At 68.2% G+C, this 18,626-nt stretch carries 12 protein-coding genes and 1 riboswitch; of the genes, 10 read left to right on the forward strand and 2 right to left on the reverse strand.

What is annotated here, in order from left to right; genetic code table 11:
- The first annotated feature begins 81 nt into the window (after nucleotides 1-81).
- The 4 genes from OG984_RS28540 to leuS all read left to right on the forward strand — a co-directional run bounded on the left by OG984_RS28540 (nucleotide 82) and on the right by leuS (nucleotide 8,261).
- Nucleotides 82-2,550, forward strand: coding sequence for a transglycosylase domain-containing protein (locus tag OG984_RS28540; protein ID WP_328529459.1), 2,469 nt, complete (start codon nucleotides 82-84; stop codon nucleotides 2,548-2,550).
- 74 nt (nucleotides 2,551-2,624) lie between these two features.
- Nucleotides 2,625-2,738: riboswitch (SAM riboswitch) on the forward strand.
- 55 nt (nucleotides 2,739-2,793) lie between these two features.
- Complete coding sequence (locus tag OG984_RS28545) at nucleotides 2,794-4,113, forward strand: aminotransferase class V-fold PLP-dependent enzyme (RefSeq protein WP_328529460.1); 1,320 nt, start codon at nucleotides 2,794-2,796, stop codon at nucleotides 4,111-4,113.
- A 39-nt stretch (nucleotides 4,114-4,152) separates the two neighbouring features.
- On the forward strand, nucleotides 4,153-5,208 hold the full coding sequence (locus OG984_RS28550; protein WP_328529461.1) for a lipoate--protein ligase family protein: 1,056 nt from the start codon (nucleotides 4,153-4,155) through the stop codon (nucleotides 5,206-5,208).
- Between the two features lie 575 nt (nucleotides 5,209-5,783).
- Nucleotides 5,784-8,261, forward strand: coding sequence for a leucine--tRNA ligase (gene leuS, locus OG984_RS28555; protein WP_328529462.1), 2,478 nt, complete (start codon nucleotides 5,784-5,786; stop codon nucleotides 8,259-8,261).
- A 30-nt stretch (nucleotides 8,262-8,291) separates the two neighbouring features.
- Here the strand turns inward: leuS and OG984_RS28560 are convergent, their stop codons facing one another.
- Entirely contained in the window at nucleotides 8,292-10,832 is a 2,541-nt protein-coding gene (locus OG984_RS28560) for a DUF4135 domain-containing protein (protein ID WP_328529463.1), read from the reverse strand.
- On the reverse strand, nucleotides 10,823-10,969 hold the full coding sequence (locus OG984_RS28565) for a hypothetical protein (protein WP_328529464.1): 147 nt from the start codon (nucleotides 10,967-10,969) through the stop codon (nucleotides 10,823-10,825). The genes OG984_RS28560 and OG984_RS28565 overlap by 10 nt, the downstream gene beginning before the upstream one ends.
- A gap of 190 nt (nucleotides 10,970-11,159) precedes the next feature.
- Here OG984_RS28565 and OG984_RS28570 point away from each other — a divergent pair, with 190 nt between their 5' ends.
- The 6 genes from OG984_RS28570 to holA all read left to right on the forward strand — a co-directional run bounded on the left by OG984_RS28570 (nucleotide 11,160) and on the right by holA (nucleotide 18,410).
- On the forward strand, nucleotides 11,160-11,948 hold the full coding sequence (locus OG984_RS28570; protein ID WP_328529465.1) for an aminotransferase class IV: 789 nt from the start codon (nucleotides 11,160-11,162) through the stop codon (nucleotides 11,946-11,948).
- 7 nt (nucleotides 11,949-11,955) lie between these two features.
- Entirely contained in the window at nucleotides 11,956-12,879 is a 924-nt protein-coding gene (locus tag OG984_RS28575) for an SUMF1/EgtB/PvdO family nonheme iron enzyme (RefSeq protein ID WP_328529466.1), read from the forward strand.
- Nucleotides 12,880-13,242: 363 nt separating this feature from the next.
- Nucleotides 13,243-14,103 (forward strand): DegV family protein, encoded by an 861-nt coding sequence (locus tag OG984_RS28580; protein ID WP_328529467.1) that lies wholly within the window; start codon nucleotides 13,243-13,245, stop codon nucleotides 14,101-14,103.
- Between the two features lie 115 nt (nucleotides 14,104-14,218).
- Nucleotides 14,219-15,112: a helix-hairpin-helix domain-containing protein gene (locus OG984_RS28585; RefSeq protein WP_328529468.1), complete on the forward strand. Its 894-nt coding sequence runs from the start codon at nucleotides 14,219-14,221 to the stop codon at nucleotides 15,110-15,112.
- Complete coding sequence (locus OG984_RS28590) at nucleotides 15,109-17,397, forward strand: ComEC/Rec2 family competence protein (protein WP_328529469.1); 2,289 nt, start codon at nucleotides 15,109-15,111, stop codon at nucleotides 17,395-17,397. The genes OG984_RS28585 and OG984_RS28590 overlap by 4 nt, the downstream gene beginning before the upstream one ends.
- Nucleotides 17,398-17,426: 29 nt before the next feature.
- On the forward strand, nucleotides 17,427-18,410 hold the full coding sequence (holA, locus tag OG984_RS28595; protein WP_328529470.1) for a DNA polymerase III subunit delta: 984 nt from the start codon (nucleotides 17,427-17,429) through the stop codon (nucleotides 18,408-18,410).
- Nucleotides 18,411-18,626 lie beyond the last annotated feature (216 nt).

The following is an 18,626-nucleotide window of genomic DNA, read 5'->3' on the forward strand; positions in this document are numbered from 1 at the left end:
TTCGGGGTCGGCCTCCGTCGTCATACCCACCCGGGTAGGATCAACGGCCGCCGCAATCAGTCGCCTAGGTCAGGTGGAGCAATGGAACACCGGAGCGCCGAGCCTCCGAAGGGTCCGACCGGTCCGCCGCCGTCGTGGCGGCCGCCTCCTCCGCCCGCCTCTCCGCCCGCTCCTCGGATCGCGCCCGAGCCGCCGAGGACCACGCCCAGCCGACCCGGCGCCCGCCGCGCCGCGCCGACTCCGTCGGCCGCCCAGGCGTTGCTCGCCCGGGCCGAGCCGGCCAAGGTCTGGGTGACCGAGAAGTGGGCCGCGGCCAGGACCGCGACCAAGACGTCGGCGACGGGGGGCTCGGGGAACCGGCGCTCCGCGCCGCCGAGCTGGCGGCGCTGGGGGAAGCTCACCGCGAAGGTGGCCCTGGTCGGCTTCCTGGCGATCGCTCTGATCGGCTCGATGACGGCGATCGTGGCGTACAACCGAATCACTGTGCCCGACCCCAACGCCGAGTTCGAGGTCGAGACCTCGTTCGTCTACTACAGCAACGGCAAGACCGAGCTCGGCCGCTACCAGGAGGGCGACCAGAACCGGATCAAGCTGGAGGCCGACGAGATCCCGGAGATGGTCAAGCACGCCGTGGTCGCCGCCGAGGACCGCACCTTCTACGAGAACAGCGGCGTCGACGTGAAGGGCATCGTGCGCGCGGCCTTCTCCAACACCACCGAGGGCACTGCCGGGGGCGCTTCCACGATCACTCAGCAGTACGTCAAGAACTACTACCTCAACTCCGAGCGGTCCTACTCGCGCAAGCTGAAGGAAGCGGTCATCGCCCTGAAGCTGACCCGGCAGAAGAGCAAGGACCAGATCCTCACCGACTACCTCAACACGATCTACTTCAACCGCGGCGCCTACGGCATCGAGGCCGCCGCGAAGGCCTACTTCGCGAAGTCGACCAAGGACCTGTCGCTGCAGGAGACCGCCGCGCTCGCGGCGATCCTCAACAACCCGGCCGGTTTCGACCCGGCCAGCAGCACCTTCCGCGGCAAGGAGAAGCTGCTCGGCCGCTACCAGTACGTCCTCTCCGGCATGGTCGACCTCGGCTACCTGAAACAGGCCGAGGCCGACAAGGTGAAGGACGCGCTGCCGAAGTTCCCGGCGAAGACGGTGCCCAGCCGGCTCGGCGGCCAGCGTGGCCACGCGCTCACCATGATCAAGGCCGAGCTGCTCGGCCTGAAGGGCGCCGACGGCAAGCCGCTGTTCACCGAGGAGAAGATCGACAGCGGTGGCCTGCGGATCACCGCGACCCTCTCCCCGAAGGTGATGAAGGCATCGGCCACCGCGGCCAAGACGGTGAAGCCGAAGAACCGCAAGGCGTACGTCAAGAACGACCCGGAGCAGAAGAACGCCCTGCACGTGGCGACCGCCTCGGTCGACGTCGCCTCCGGAGCGCTGCTCGGCTTCTACGGTGGCCAGGACTACCTCGACAGCCAGCACAACTGGGCCGCGACCGGCGGCCACGCGGGGTCGACGATGAAGGTCTTCGCCACCGCTGCGGCGATCGCGAAGGGCTACTCGCTGGAGTCGACCTGGGCGGGCGACTCGCCGTTCACCACGTACACCGGCTCACAGGTCGTCAACGAGGGCGAGCAGGCCGGCGTCGCCGCCGGCATGGACTACGGCCAGTACATCACCATGCTCAAGGCGCTGGAGCAGTCGGTGAACACGGCCTACATCGACATGACCGAGTCGATGGGTGGGGCCGAGGAGGGGCGCAAGGCCGTCTACCAGACCGCGCTCGACGCGGGGCTGACGCCGGAGAAGGCTGACCCGAGGTATCCCGGCATCCCGAGCACGTCCGGCTACCTCACCGACCAGGACGACCGGATCGCGCTGGGCGGCGCCAACGTCAGCCCGATCAACATGGCCAACGCCTACGCCACGATCGCCAACGGCGGCTACCGCCACGACGTGCATGTGGTGAAGAAGGTCCGCGACCGCGCCGGCAACGTCCTCTACAGCTGGAACGGCCGCAAGAACGCCCGGCACGCGATCTCGGAGGACATCGCCGCCGACGTGACGTACGCGATGCAGGGCGTGGTGCAGAGCGGCTCGGGCCAGAAGGCCCAGAGCATCGGCCGGCCGGTCGCCGGCAAGACCGGCACCGGCACCTGCACGAACGAGCAGTACGTCTGCTCGTCCTGGTTCGTCGGGTTCACCCCGCAGATCGCGACCGCCGTGCGCTACTCGCGCGGCAACGGCGAGGGGAAGCTCGACGGAGGCTGGATGCCGTCCTACTTCGGTGCCGACTATCCCACCGAGACCTGGGCCGCCATCATGGCGAAGGCCATGGAGGGCAAGGAGATCGAGAGCTTCCCGGAGCCGGTCTATGTCGACGGCCAGGACCCGGAGCCCGGCCACGAGAAGCAGCTGATCGCGCCGCCGCCACCACCTCCCGAGGAGGACGACGGCGAGGAGTGCGACCCGATCGCGGAGTTCTTCGGCGCCTGTGAGGGCGACGGCAACGGCAACGGCAATCCCTGGGAAGGTCGTCCGTGATCTGAGATACGTGCCCACGTATCGAGATGACGAGTTGGTGGGCGCACCCCGTCTCGGGCAGCATCTTCGCCGAAGGTCACGACTGCCAGCGCGAAGCCCCGGCTTGCTGGCGGGCAACCCTCCCACGCGGTGGGGTGCTCCGGGTGACGACCAGGCCCGCGCCGAGGTGGCGTGGGCAAGCGCGTGCTTCGCCGGGCAGCCTCGTGCAGCCCTGGGGAGCCATGACCCCCGAAGGGTGCCCCCATGTCCCTGCTCCCGCTCGTCGGCTCGAAGACCCAGGTCCCGCTGCTGGACGGAACGACCGTGACGTACGCCAACCTCGATGTCGCCGCGTCGGCGCCGGCCCTGCAGGCCGTGGCCGACCGGGTGGCCGAGGTGCTGCCGTGGTACGCCTCGGTGCACCGTGGCGCCGGCTATCTGTCCCAGGTCTCGACCGCCCTCTACGAGGAGTCGCGTGCGACGATCGGCGGGTACGTCGGGGCCCGTGAGGACGATGTCACCGTCATCACCCGCAACACGACCGACGCGGTGAACCTGCTGGCCGGCTGCGTACCCGGGCGGGTCCTCGTCCTGGACATCGAGCACCACGCCAACCTGCTCCCGTGGCACCGGGTCGAGGCGGGCGTCACCGCCGTCGCCGGCCGGGACACCCTTGCCGGCACCATCGACGCTCTGGCCGGCGAGCTGGCCCGAGGTGACTACGCCCTGGTGGCCGTCACCGGAGCCTCCAACGTCACCGGCGAGGCGCTGCCGGTGGGCGAGATCGTCACCCTGGCCCACGCCCACGGCGCCCGGGTCCTCGTCGACGGCGCCCAGCTGCTCGCCCACCGGCACTTCTCGCTGGCCGCGACCGGCGCCGACTACGTCGCCTTCTCCGGTCACAAGCTCTACGCGCCCTACGGTGCCGGTGCTCTCGTCGGGCGCCGCGACTGGCTCGACGTCGGCACCCCCTACCTCGCCGGGGGAGGGGCGGTCGACGACGTGGAGGTGGGCGAGACCACGTGGCAGCCCGCCCCCGCACGCCACGAGGGCGGCTCGCCCAACGTCGTCGGCGCGGCTGCGCTGGCCGCGGCGTGCACGACCCTCGGCGGCGTCTCGGCCGCCGAGCTGGACCGCCACGAGGCGTCGCTGAGGGGGCGCCTCGTGGCCGGCCTGTCCGCGCTGGAGGGCGTCGACGTCGTCCGCCTGTGGGCCGATTCCGAGGAGCCGGTCGGGGTCGTCACGTTCACCGTCGACGGCATCGAGCCCGGCCGGGTGGCTGCCTACCTCTCGGCCGAGCACGGCCTGGGCGTACGCGACGGCCGCTTCTGCGCCCAGCCGCTCCTCAAGCGCCTCGGGCTCGCCGGCGGCGCGGTCCGCGCGAGCATCGGCATCGGGACCTCGGTCGCCGACGTGGACCGGCTGGTGGCCGGCGTACGTGCTCTTCTCGACGGTGACGTCCGAGGCGACTACATCCTCCTCGACGGCGCCTGGACGCTCGCCGAGGACCCGCGGCCGTTGGTCGGACCGGTCGGTCTCACCCGCCTCGCCGACACCGCCGGGTCGTGCGGCGCGGCGGTGTAGTGCGGGGATGAATCCAGGCGCTCACGGTGTTGAGGAACTGTGAGTGAACGAGTGCATGGCGAGCGGAAGGTACGCGGCGGCAAGCTCGTCGTCGTCGACGCGACGGTCTCCGCCGACACGATCATCGACGTCGTCCTCTCGGGCGACTTCTTCCTGGAACCCGACGAGGCGCTGGGGTGGCTGACCGCGGCGCTGGAGGGACAGCCGGCCGACGCGTCCCTCGACCGGCTGACGGCCTCGCTGGACGCTGCCGCGCGTGACGCCGAGCTGGTCGGCTTCGGCACCCGCGACATCGCCCTGACGGTGCTGCGCGCGCTCGGCCGGGCCACGACCTGGGACGACCTCGACCTCGAGATCGTCGAGACCGGACCGCTGTCGCCGACGATGCAGATGGCCCTCGACGAGGTCATCGTCCGCCAGGTCGCCGAGGGTCGCCGCGCCCCCAACCTGAGGTTCTGGGACTGGGCCAGCAGCGCGGTCGTGATCGGCAGCTACCAGTCGCTCTCCAACGAGGTCGACGCGGCCGCCGCCGAGCGTCACGGCATCGAGGTCGTACGCCGCGTCTCCGGTGGCGGCGCGATGTTCATCGAGCCGGGCAACACGATCACCTACAGCCTCGCCGTGCCCGACACGCTCGTGGCCGGCATGTCCTTCCAGGAGTCCTACGCCTTCCTCGACGAGTGGGTGCTCCGCGGCCTGCGCAGCGTCGGCATCGAGGCCGCGTACGCCGGCCTGAACGACATCGCCTCGCCGGTCGGCAAGATCGCCGGCGCCGCGCAGAAGCGGATCCCCGGCGGCGTCCTCCACCACGTCACGATGGCCTACGACATCGATGCCGACAAGATGCTCGAGGTGCTCCGGATCGGCCGGGAGAAGATGTCCGACAAGGGCACCAGGAGCGCGGCCAAGCGCGTCGACCCGATCCGTTCCCAGACCGGGCTGCCCCGGGACAAGGTCATCGGCGCTCTGCTCGCCGAGTTCGAACAGAGCTTCGGGTCTGCGTACGTCGAGCTCGATCAGGCGACGATGGACGAGGCGGCAGCGCTGGTTGTCGGCAAGCACGCGACACGGGAGTGGATCAACCGGGTGCCGTAGGCGTGGAGCTCACTCCACGGACACGACTGGATCTCGGCCCGCTTCGCGGCTTCGCAGGCTCAGCCGCTGCGCTCGCGCGATCTCCAAATCGTTTTTGGGCCTGGCGACTTCGTCGCCGGGCCCAAAAGATTTGGACTCCGCTGCTCGGAGCGTTCCTTGGATGAGATGGGGGGGTCCTCATTCACGACCGACATCACGAGCAGCGGAGCGTCGCCAGTTTGGCACGCTCGAACTGGCCGTCGCAATAGGTGAAGGCCCCTCCGGCCCTATTTTCTGTCGGTCGATCCGCAGGGCAGAACTCATGGAGTATCGAAAGTGTCTTTCTAGAGGCCTTCGACCCTGCCGTCGGCCCCGGGCGCGGGAGTATGGCGGGGCTGCGAATGACGCTGGCGGCGGTGGTCGGCTACCCTGGACACATGCAGATGTCTGTCCTGCTTCTTAGGCAGCCGCGCTGACCCTGAGGGACACACCCCGGTCACGCGGCTACCCCTCCATGTGAGGGGCCTTTTTAGTTCTACGGAGCTTTGTTCCGGAAGCAGTCTCGACGCACGACACTCGACAAGGACGAAAGACCAATGACGCAGGAGCAGGCCGAGCAGGCGACGTACGACGTCGTGGAGCTGCAGGACAAGTGGCGCCCCATCTGGGAGAAGCTGGAGCCGTTCAAGGCGGGCCAGCGCGAGGGCGCTGAGAAGCGCTACGCGCTCACGATGTTCCCCTACCCCTCGGGCGACCTGCACATGGGTCACGCCGAGGTCACCGCGCTCCACGACGTGCTGGCCCGCTACTGGTGGCTGAAGGGCTTCGACGTCCTGAACCCGATCGGCTGGGACTCCTTCGGCCTGCCCGCCGAGAACGCCGCGATCAAGCGCAACGAGAACCCCGCCGGCTGGACCTACGCCAACATCGAGACCCAGGCGGAGTCGTTCAAGCGCTACGGCATCTCCTTCGACTGGTCGCGCCGTCTGCACACCTCCGACCCGGAGTACTACCACTGGACCCAGTGGCTGTTCATCAAGCTGTACGAGGCGGGGTTGGCCTATCGCAAGAAGAGTCCGGTCAACTGGTGCCCGAACGACCAGACGGTTCTGGCGAACGAGCAGGTTGTCAACGGGCAGTGCGAGCGGTGCGGCGCCACGGTCACCAAGCGTGACCTGAACCAGTGGTACTTCAAGATCACCGACTACGCCCAGCGGCTGCTGGACGACATGGACCAGATCAAGTGGCCCGAAGAGGTCCTGGCCATGCAGCGCAACTGGATCGGTCGTTCCGAGGGCGCGCACGTCGACTTCGACATCACCCTGGCCGATGGTGGATCCAAAAAGGTCACCGTGTTCACCACGCGACCCGACACGCTGTACGGCGCCACCTTCATGGTCGTCGCGGCCGATGCCACCTTGGCCTCGGAGATCGTCGCTCCCGAGCAGAAGCAGGCTCTGGAGGACTACATCGTCGAGGTCCGCAAGTCCTCCGAGATCGACCGCATGTCGACCGACCGTCCCAAGACGGGCGTCGACCTGGGGGTCACCGCGATCAACCCGGTCAACGGTGAGCAGATCCCGGTGTGGGCGTCGGACTATGTGCTGGCGGAGTACGGCACCGGCGCGATCATGGCGGTGCCCGCGCATGACCAGCGCGACCTGGACTTCGCGAAGGCCTTCTCACTGCCGGTTCGCCGGGTCGTCGACGTTCCTGACACCGACAACCCCGAGGAGACGTACGTTGCCACCGCAGGTGACGGTGCGTACGTGAACTCTCCCGAGCTGGAGGGCGTGGCAGACAAGGCGAGCGGGATCCACAAGATCATTGAGAAGCTCGAGGCCGAGGGCCACGGCAAGGGCACGATCAACTACCGGCTGCGCGACTGGCTGCTGAGCCGTCAGCGTTACTGGGGCGCCCCGATCCCGATCATCCACTGCGAGTCGTGTGGCCCGGTGCCCGTTCCCGAGGACCAGTTGCCGGTCGTGCTGCCCGACCTGAAGGGCGCCGACCTGAAGCCCAAGGGCGTCTCGCCGCTGGCCGCGGCGGAGGACTGGGCGAACGTCGACTGCCCGAAGTGTGGTGCCCCCGCGAAGCGGGACTCGGACACCATGGACACGTTCGTGGACTCGTCGTGGTACTTCCTGCGCTACACCTCGCCGCACTACGACAAGGCAGCGTTCGACCCCGAGGCGATCAAGGCCTGGGGTGCCGTCGACCATTACGTCGGTGGCAAGGAGCACGCGGTCATGCACCTGCTGTACGCGCGCTTCTTCGTCAAGGCGCTGAACGACATCGGCCTGATCGACTTCAACGAGCCGTTCAAGGAGCTGCTGACGCAGGGTGAGGTCATCAACGAGGGCAAGGGGATGTCGAAGTCCCTGGGCAACGGTGTCGATCTGGGCGAGACCATCGACGAGTTCGGTGTCGATGCCACCCGCGTGACGATGGTCTTCGCCGGTCCGCCTGAGGCCGACATCGACTGGGCCGACCTGTCTCCCGGTGGCTCGCTGAAGTTCCTGCAGCGCGCCTGGAGGCTGGCCGGTGACGTTGACTCCGAGCCGGGCATCGACTTTTCGGCCGGCGACGTGTCCCTGCGACGGGTGACGCACAAGACCGTCGCCGAGGCTGAGGAACTCCTGGAAAGCAGGAAGTTCAACGTCGTCGTAGCGCGGACCATGGAGCTGGTCAACGCCACCCGCAAGGCCATCGACTCCGGTTGTGGCCCGAAGGACGCGGCGGTGCGTGAGGCGGCCGAGGTGGTCGCCATCCTGCTGTCGCTGGTCGCTCCGTATACCGCCGAAGAGATGTGGGAGATCCTGGGGCACGAGCCGACGGTTGCGCGAGCCGCGTGGCCGACGGTCGAGCCCCGCCTGCTCGTGGAGGACTCCGTGACAGCGGTCGTCCAGATCAAGGGCAAGGTGCGCGCCCGCCTGGAGGTCTCGCCTTCGATCTCCGAGGCAGACCTGGAGGCGGTCGCGCTGGCGGACCCCGGCATCGCCAAGGCGATCGAGGGTCAGACCGTACGCAAGGTCATCGTTCGCGCGCCCAAGCTGGTCAACATCGTCGTGTGACGTCCTTGGTCGCTGCTGAGCGTCTCTCGGTCAGACCACCTGGTCGAAGGAGAGGACGCTCGGCAGCGACCGGCCGGCCTCAGTGAGTCGGATCATGGTGTAGATCGCGCCAGCGGTGCCCTGCATGAACCCGATGTGGGGTTGTGTCGCCGGCAGGCGCGGGTTCTGCGGTTGGCGGAGCCAGTGCTCGAGCGCCAGCTCCGTCTGGGACGGTTCGGGGTGTCCGAGGTGTCGCAAGGTCGCGATGATGTCGGCGATCGAGCCGGCACCACAGCAGAGAGCATTCCCCACGGCCAAGGCATGGTTCTCGAAAAGCCAGTCGATCCACGAGGGAAGGTCTGGGCTGGCTAGGCCAAGCTCGGAAAGGTGGAGCTGGGTGGAGACGACCCCGGCCGCGCCGCGGCACCAAGAGACGCTTTCGTGGTTCTTCGTCTGGATGCTGGCGGCAACAGTTGCTCTACTGGACATATGGAACCGACCGAGCCACATGTCCAGCAGGGCGTCGTCCTGCAGAGCGCGTGCGAGTCGGACGGAAGCGAAGGCGATGCCTGATGTGCCGTGTGCGATGCCCAAAGCGCCGAGGTCGGACGTTTCCGAGTCGGTCCACTGATCGTTGAATCGGGCCAAGAAGGATCGCGCGATGTCGGCGTCAAGGGCGCCGATGGCGAGGCTGAGCATCGATTCTCCAGCCAACCCGTCGACGACGTCGAGAGTCTTCGCGTTGCTGGCCAGCGACCAACGAGGACTCGCATGAGTGCCTTCGCGTCCCGCGATGATCATGCGGGCGTAGATGTCCGAGGTCTGGCCGGTCAATCCGTGCTGATCGCTTGCTTCGGTGTTGGGGTCTGGGAACAGGCGCATTGCAACGTTGTGATCGTTCGTCCGATCGGCCTGGAGAGACGTGGCGGCCAGTGCCAGCGAGACGCCGCTCCGGCCGCCATAGATGCCATGCCCGAGGGGGCCGATTCCAGCGGCGAACTTGAGCGGATCGAGAACGCCCCCGATGGCCACCGTCCGGTCATCGACGTCGACAATCCGCGTCAGAAGGTCGTCCTTCAGCCTTCTTGCTGCTTCCGTGAGTGCGGTGTCACTGGTTCCGCTCGCATCGTACTCAGCTATTGGTCTGAGGGACGCGGACAGCACTCGTATCTGGCGCTCGGCTTGGCGTATCCCATCCGCGGGTCGGCCTACCTTCCGTGGCTCGTCGCACGTGAGGTTTCCGAGGATCCGACGAGGACTCCGGATCTCTCCTGCGGGCGTGGAGACGAACCGGGGGATGTCGCCGCGGCTGAGACATTCGCGCTCGTCGCTGACGATTGCATCGACCACGGCGTCGAGATCAGCTGGCCACGGTTCCAACTTCGCGATGCTGGAGGATCGTGCGTGCTCGGAGCGCAGGCTCTGTGAAAGGACAGACTCCTGCAGGAGGCGGGCATAGACGGACGTCCGACGAATAATCAGCCGCGCTTCCGAACTGGCGATGTCTGCGACGGACGCAGCCATCGCTGGGCTGGCCAAGAGGGCGCTTCCCAGTCGGTAGCCATCGCAGATCACTTCGACTCTGCGATTGGTCTCAGTGCATTCGGGATCGCCGACGTGCACAAGGTCGTGGATCGGGGCGATCGATGTCCATTCACCGTCGAGGTCGACCGTCCAGGATGCGACCGCTGAGGTCTCGAGCACGCTGTCGACCGTCGTTTCTGGGTCACCTGGGATCAACCGACCGATGGGCCAAGTGGCAATCGTCTCGGTGTCGAGCACCACGGGTCCGTCCGTGGTAAAGACGAGGTTGTCTCGGTGCATGTCGGTCGACCCGAGTCGGTGCAGCACGGCGAGTATGGCGCCCATCTGCTCGCCCCGTTCGTCCGTGAACTCAGGGGATGAGAGAGCCGGGCAGTACTCCTGCCATCCGTACGAGCCGCGGTCGATCACCGAAACCGTGTCGATGAGGATCCCGCCGGCGAGTCCGTTCAGCGTGCGTGCCAACCGATTCCAGGCGACGTCAGCGCGGTGTGATCTTGGCTTGTAGAGGACGCGCGAGCCATAGGAAGTTTCGATCATCGCCACCTGGCGGGCGCCGTCGTGGCTGTCGCCGAGGCCGACCGTGATGCTGCTGATCGGTCCATGGCAGTCAAGCGCCAGAAGTCTGTCGCTGTCGTCCGCGAAGCGCTTGAGGAGTTCCTGGATGGCTCGGATGCTCGCGTCGACCCGTTCTCGGAACAGAGAAGCAGCGGCCGGAAACACCTGCGTCAACAGGTCGCATGTCGGCCCGGCCGCTGCTTCGTCCAGCAGAAGTCTTGCTGCTGTGGTCGGGCCGTGAGCCTCTGCAAGGCCGCGCTGTGCCGCGGTCAGTGCGTCTCCGACGAGGAAGCTCAGGTCGTTGACAAGCCAGCGGGTGAAGGAGTGTTGCAGCTCCATGGAGCCTGCGAGGCCCATGCGGCAGGCTTCGTCGGCAAGGTTGGCCGAGCGGTCGCTGACCCAGGACTCAAGAATCGTTTCGACGACATTCATGATGGTGAAGCGGGCCAGCGCCGTTCGGCGCTGGCCCACAACTCCTTCGGTCACTTGCACCCGCAGCGGGCATCCCAGCTGTCGTTCGGCGTCACGCGACCGGGGCCACTCGGCGTGAGGTCCTGTGACTCAACCGGGACCCAGTTGTTGTTGCTCTGGTTGTCGACGAAGCGGGCGATCATTGCGTTGTTGGACATCTTCAGCTCCTCGTGTCGGGTGTACGGCTCACGGAGTCGTGTGAGCCTTGATGCCGCCGAGCGTCGACTGGCCATGAACCTGATCGGCGCCCGACAGCGATCTCTATGCTTCCGACAGTCAGTTGCGGTCGGAATGATCCGACCTCGACACTGCCCTGAACTTTTCTGCACTTCGTGAGAAGGTTGCGCCATGGCGACAGTTGATGGCCGGGACGCGACCGCCGCTGAGCTGGGTGCACTCGCACTGACTGGCTTCGGGCACTTCACCTCGATGCATGTCGAGAGCGGTGCCGTCAGGGGATTGGACCTTCACCTCGACCGGCTTACGCGGGACTGCAAGGCCGTCTTCGACGCGGACCTGGATCGCTCTCATCTGCTGGCCCAGATCAGGGAAGCTGTCACCGCCGAGCCGGGCGACTACACGCTCCGGGTGACCGTCTTCGACCCCCAGATCACGCTGGGTAACGTCGGCACGGTCGAAGCGCGCCCGGTCTCCCTGATCACGACTCGGGCCAGCGCACCTGGGGGACTGCAGCCACTCCGTGCGAAGACAGTGGCGTTCCAGCGGGACACTCCCGAGGTCAAGCACGTCGGACTCTTCAGCCAGCTCCATCATCGAGTTGCAGCCAAGCGTTCCGGCTTCGATGATGTTCTCTTCGTCGACCCCGCCTCGGGTCGTGTGAGCGAAGGAAGTACCTGGAACATCGGATTCGTAACTGACGGTGGGCAGGTCGTCTGGCCGGAGGCCGCCGTCCTTCCCGGGGTCACGATGGCCTTGCTGACAGCGGCGGACGCATCTCACGTGACTCGCGCCGTTTCCGTGGCCGACGCATCTCGGATGCGAGCGGCATTCGCGACGAACGCGAGCATCGGAGTGCGTCCGATCGAGCTCATCGATGGTCACGAGTTCGATGTCGAAGATCCTGTCGTTGTCGCACTGCAAAAGACGTACCGAGAGATCCCTGCCCAGCGACCCTAGGTGAGCCATGGCGATCATCCCGGAGTGGTCAGGCGTCGAGCTCCGCGCCTTCCGCGTCGCCTCTCGATGGAGCCAAGCTGACCTGGCCGACCTACTACAGGTGTCGGAACGCGGCATCGCAAAGGCGGAGGCGGCGGGTTCTTCGCACAGCCTCCGTCCGGTGACTCAGGCGACGCTCGATGACCTCCTCCGGAAGGCACCCGCCGACGTACATGCGCGTCTTGTAACCCTTCTGACCCGAGACGGCCAGTCGAGCTATCCGGTCGTCACTGAGGCTGAAACTGCGCAGATCCCGGAGGACTGGTATGTGAAGCACCCGGTAGACGGACGCCTCATGGCTGAGGTGCCAGCTGGCGTCTTCCTGTCAGGTTCGGATGATGAACCGCTGTGGGAAGAGACGTTCTGGATTGACGCTCACCCGGTAACGAATGCCGATTACAGCCGGTTCATCGCCGCCACGGGCCATCGAATTCCTGAACACTGGGATGACGATCGCTGCAGAGCAGAGCTGTATGCGCATCCAGTCGTGCATGTGACCTGGGATGACGCGAACGCCTATGCCTCCTGGGCGGACAAGCAGCTCCCGACGACGACGCAGTGGGAGAAGGCGGCCCGCGGATTCCACGGTTCTGTATGGCCCTGGGGACCTGCGATATCGCCCGCGAAGTGCAACGTCAAGGAGACGGGCATTGGCTCGACCTCGAAGGTGTCGAGGTTTCAGTCCGGCCTCTCACCGTTCTACGCCTTCGATATGGTCGGAAATGTCTGGGAGTGGACCAGCACAGCGTCAGCACAAGGGCGATACGAATTGAAAGGCGGCGCGTGGACCAGCCCATTGTTCACGGCCGAGCCGAGCCGGTTCAACGATGCAGACATCTCGATGCACGACGACGACACAGGCTTCAGGTGTGTGTCGATGCACCTGGCCTGACCTTCATTAGGTAAGGCTCATCCGCCGATGTGTCGAACCCCGGCGGACACGAGCGCGTTGTCCTAGTGTTTAACTCCGATCAGTCCGGTCGATGACGATGGCTTCGATGTCAGAGATCCTGTGATCGCCGAGCTGCAAGCGGCGTACCGCCGGATTCCGGGTCAACGGCCGTAGGTGTCGTCTCGCAGGAACGCACATGCGCGGGGTTCTGTCGTTGCATCGTCGGGCGCGCGCGGTGACTTCCGTACACGTGCGCGATTCTCACAGGCGGATGCATGTGTCCGGGTTAAATCGGTGGTGACCGGGCTCGCGCGGCGAAACGCTTGGTTCTGGCCGCGTAGGGAGGCCCGATAGGCTTCGGACATGGCCCGGGTAGCGATCGTGACCGACTCGACCGCGATGCTTCCATCCGATCTCGGGGATGCCACGGAGCTGATCACATCGGTCCCGTTGCAGGTGATCGTGGATGGGACGTCGTACGACGACGGGGTGGAGGAGACGTCGCCGGAGGCGCTGCTGACGGCGTTGGCCGCGCACAAGACGGTGACGACCTCTCGGCCCTCGCCGGCGCTCCTGGGGGAGGCCTACGCGAAGCTCGCGGCCGAGGGCTTCGACGAGATCGTCTCCATCCACCTGTCCGCGGAGCTGAGCGCGACCTGTGAGTCCTCGATGCTGGCCGCGCGGGAGGCTCCGGTTCCGGTCATCACCGTGGACACGCGGCAGGTCGGGCCGGGGGTCGGGTTCGCGGTGATGGCGGCCGCGGCCGTCGCGGGTCGTGGCGGGAGTGCTGCCGAGGCGCGGGAGGCCGCGCTGTCGCGGGTCGCGGCGACGCGCTCCTACTTCTACGTGGACACGCTCGAGTACCTGCGCCGTGGCGGGCGGATCGGCGCTGCCGCGGCGCTGCTCGGGACGGCGCTGGCGGTCAAGCCGCTGCTCACGATCGAGGAGGGGCGCGTCGTGCCGCACGAGCGGGTGCGTACGGCCGAGCGGGCGATCGCCCGGCTGCAGGCGCTCGGGATCGAGGCGGCTGAGGACGCCGATGCCGTCGAGGTCGTGGTCGCCCACCTGGGCAGCCCGGACCGGGCAGCGGCGATGACCGAGGGGCTGTGCGCCGAGCTGGACGGCAAGATCGACGGAGACGTACGTGTCGGAGAGCTGGGTGCGGTGCTCGGGGCGCACGTGGGGCCGGGGTGTGTCGCGGTCGTCGTGGCGCCCCAGCTTTGATTCCTGGCGCTGTTGTGGGCCGGTTGCTGTCCACAGGGACGGTTGAGGACCGGGTTCTCCACAGGCGCTGAAATCGCGCTCGGAACCGTCGGCGCGGGCGCATAGTTTCGGCCGCATGCGCACCCGACCGACCACCGATCATGCCGACGCCGTCGCGCGACGACTCGAGCAGCTGCGTGCCGAGCTCGACCCGCCGACGGAGGCGGACGAGGGTGAGGACGACTGGCAGCCGCCGTGGTGGGACGGGCCGGCTGCCACCGACACCGCGGAGCTCGATCCGTTGGTGCCGGTCCCGGGGCGTCACGCGTCTCGGCGACAGGTCGTGATCTCGCCCGACGCGATGCTGCCGGAGCCGTTGCGCGGGCGGGTGAGCCTCGGCCCGTGGCATCTGGTGGTGGTCTCGCTGGTGCTGGTCGCCGGGTTGGCGGTGGCCTGCTGGTGGATGATCCGAGCCGATCCCGAGGTGGCGCCGGCCGCCCGGGCATCGCCGTCGGCCTCCCCGCTGGTGTCGCTGCCGACCGGCTCGGCCGAGCCCGGGAGCGTCGCCGCCGTGCCCTCGGGCGGGGCGTCGGCCGGGACGGTGACGGTCGACGTCGAAGGCAAGGTGCTCAAACCAGGGATCGTCGTGCTGCCGGTCGGCTCGCGAGTGGTGGATGCCGTCGAGGCTGCCGGCGGGGCTTCCCACAAACACCTCGCCGGTCTGAACCTCGCTGCGCTGCTCAGCGACGGCCAGCAGATCGTGGTCGGGATGCCCGCCGGGGGAGCGGGCGCTGTGGCGCCCGGCTCCAGGGGGCCGGCGGCTGGGGCGCCGCCCGGGGCGGGGGTGAGTCTCAACGCCGCCTCCATGGAGGAGCTGGAGACGCTGCCAGGGGTGGGGCCGGTGACGGCGCAGGCGATCATCGACTGGAGGACCACCAACGGCGCGTTCACCTCGGTCGACGAGCTGCTCGAGGTCGACGGGATCGGACCGAAGACCTTCGATTCCTTGGAACCGCTGGTCACGTTGTGAGCGACCTGCGACTGCCGCTTCTCGGGGCCGGTGCCTGGGCGGGGGCGTTGGCGGCGCCGGTCGCCCTGGCCGGCGGACGATCCGGCACGGTTCTGCTGGTGCTGCTCGCCGCCGTCGTCGGCATCGGAGGGGGATGGGCGATCCGCACGCGCCGCCCGACCGTGCTGGCGCTGGTTCTGATGATCGCCGGGACCGCGATCGTCGCCGGCCTGCACGCCGCCCGCGTCAGCGACAACCCGGTCGCGGATCTGGCGGAGCGAAGGGCGCAGGTGCGCGTGGTCGCCACGGTCACCAGCGACCCGAAGGAGGTGGCCGGCCAGCATGCGACCTACCAGCTCCGACGCGCCAGCGTGCGGGAGATCAGGGGACGTGGCGTGGTCTACCGGCTGCGTACGCCGGTGGTGCTGCTCGGTGAGGAGGAGTGGGCCGATGTCCCGCTGGGGACGACGGTCTCGACGACCGGGCGCCTGGGGAAGAGCGACTCGCACGAGGAGTCCGCGTTGCTCATCGCCGGTGAACCACAGATCGTCGCCGGCCCGGGGATCTGGTGGCGGGCCTCCGACGCGCTGCGTGGCTCGATCCGGGACGCGGTGGCACATCGGCCGCCCGACCAGGCCGCGCTGGTCCCGGCCCTGGTCGACGGTGATGACACCGGTCTCTCCGACGACCTCGCCGACGACTTCCGCACCACCGGGCTCACCCACCTGCTTGCGGTCTCGGGCACCAACCTGACCCTCGTGGTCGGATTCCTGCTGATCGTCGCTCGCTGGGCGGGGGTGCGGGGGAGGGGTCTGTACGCCGTCGGCGTGCTCGGCATCCTCGGCTTCGTCGTGCTTGCGCGCACCGAGCCGAGCGTCGTGCGCGCCGCCGCGATGGGAGCGGTCGGACTCCTGGCGATGACGCACAACGGACGCCAACGGGCGCTGCGCGGACTCGGTGCCGCGGTGATCGGGCTCCTGCTGATCGACCCGGGGCTGGCGAACTCGGTCGGGTTCACCCTCTCCGTGCTGGCCACCGCCGGCATCCTGCTCTTCGGTCCGCCCTGGCGTGATGCGCTGCGGCGGTGGATGCCGCAGTGGTGTGCGGAGGCGATCGCGGTCCCGGCCGCGGCCCAGCTGGCATGCACGCCGGTGGTGGCCGCCATCTCCGGCCAGGTCAGCCTGGTCGCTGTGCTCGCCAACCTGCTCGTCGAGCCCGCCGTCGCACCCGCAACGGTGCTCGGCCTGCTGGGAGGTGTGCTCGGACTGGTGTGGGACCCGCTCGGCATGGTCGCAGGCACGATCGCGACCTGGTGCGTCGCCTGGATCATCGCCGTCGCCCGCTTCGGCGCCGGGCTACCGACCGCCGAGGTCGGCTGGGCGACCGGGCCGCTCGCACTGACGGTGCTGGTGGTCGTCTGCGCCGCGATCGCGTTCCTGGCGCCGCGGGTCCTTCGGCATCCGGTCACCGGAGTCGCCGGATGTCTCCTGCTGCTGGCCGTCGCGCTGGTGCGGCTGCCGAGCCCGGGCTGGCCGCCGGCGGGGTGGGTCCTGGTGATGTGCGACGTCGGTCAAGGAGACGCGCTGGCGGTGCGTACGGGGCCGGGGAGCGCGGTCGTCGTCGATGCCGGCCCCGACCCGGACCTCGTCGACGACTGCCTCGACCGACTTGAGGTCGCCGACGTCCCGCTCGCGGTGATCACCCACTTCCACGCCGACCACGTCAACGGCGTCGAAGGTGTATTCACGGGACGCCGGGTGGGTGAGCTGTGGACCTCGCGCCTCCAGGACCCGCCCGCGGGCGTGCGGATCCTCGGCGAGACTGCCGGCGCGGCCGGGGTGGTGCCGGTTCCGGCTCCCTATGGAGCCACGGTGACCATCGGTGAGGCGCGGATCCAGGTGCTCTGGCCGACGGCCGGCTCCGACACCCGCGGACCCGGGGACGGCTCCACCGCCAACGACGCGAGCGTGGTCCTCCTCGTCGAGTCCCACGGTCTGCGCCTCCTGCTGACCGGCGACATCGAGCCGGACGGACAGGACCAGCTCGCCGACGACCTGGCCGAGCTCGACATCGACGTGCTCAAGGTGCCCCACCACGGCTCGCGCTACCAGGACCTCGGCTGGCTGCGTACGTTGCACGCGCAGGTCGCGCTCACCTCGGTCGGTGCCGGCAACGACTACGGGCACCCCGCCACGGTCACGGTCCAAGGGCTCGAGGAGAGCGGCACCGAGGTCTACCGCACCGACCGCGACGGCTCGGTCGCGGTCGTCGAGTCGGGAGGGGAGGCCGCCGTGGTGACACGATAAGTGTCGGTGCCGTGTGGGAGGGTTTGACCATGGCACGCACCGCCTCCGCCCCGAGCCCCACCGGAAATCTGTCGGCCGCCGATGTCCTCGGCCGGGTGACGCTGGTGACGGGCAAGGAGGAGTTCCTGGGGGAGCGCACGGTTGCGGCGGCGAAGGCCGCGGTGAAGGAGTATGACGCCGAGGCGGAGATCTCCGAGGCGACCGCCGCCGATCTGACCCTGGCCACGCTCGGTGAGCTGAGCGCCCCGTCGCTCTTCTCGAGCATCCGCTGCGTCGTGGTCCGCAACCTGGAGAATCTGCCCGACGAGTCCGTGGCAGGTCTGGTGGACTACGCCGGGATGCCGTCGGAGGAGGTCGGGCTCGTCCTGGTCCACGGCGGAGGGCAGAAGGGCAGCGGCACGCTCGCCAAGCTTCGCAAGCTCCCGAAGGTGACCGAGCACAAGTCCGTCGAGCTGAAGGCGCGTGAGTTCGGCAGCTTCGTGAAGGCAGAGATGCGACTCCACGGAGCGAGCCTCGACGAGGAGGGCGCCGAGTTCCTGATCCAGGCGGTTGGCCAGGATCTTCGCGCTCTGGCGGCCGCGGCGAGCCAGCTCGCCGGCGACAACGAGGCGAAGCGACTCGGCCTGGAGCACGTGAAGCAATACTTCGGCGGCCGCGCCGAGGTGAAGAACTATGTGATCGCTGACGCGATCATCTCCGGCGACCGGGTCAAGGCGCTCGAGGAGATCCGCTGGGCCCTCGACACCGGCTCGTCCCCGGTCTACGTCCTCTCCGCCGTGGCCGGTCAGCTGCGCACCGTCGCCAACCACGTCGCCGGCATCCGCGACAGCGGCACCCCGCCCTGGAAACAGAAGTCCATCGCCGCTCTCGCCCGCGGCTGGTCGCGCGAAGCCATCGGCGAGGCCCTCCGCTCGGTCGCCCGGGCCGACGCCGACCTCAAGGGCGCCGCCAGCGACCCTGCGTACACGCTCGAGCGCCTCGTCCTCACCATCGCTGCCCTCCGGCAGCGCTGACCACAACCACGCCGAGTCTGCACTTCTGGGGGCCGAAACTGCACTTGTGGCGGACGAAACTCGAGTTTCGTCCGCCACAACTGCCGACTCGGCCGCCACAACTGCCGACTCGGCCGCCACAACTGCCGACTCGGCCGCCACAACTGCCGACTCGGCCGCCACAACTGCCGACTCGGCCGCCACAACTGCCGACTCGGCCGACGTCTCGGCAAATGC

The organism is Nocardioides sp. NBC_00368 (assembly GCF_036090055.1).
GTDB lineage: Bacteria > Actinomycetota > Actinomycetes > Propionibacteriales > Nocardioidaceae > Nocardioides.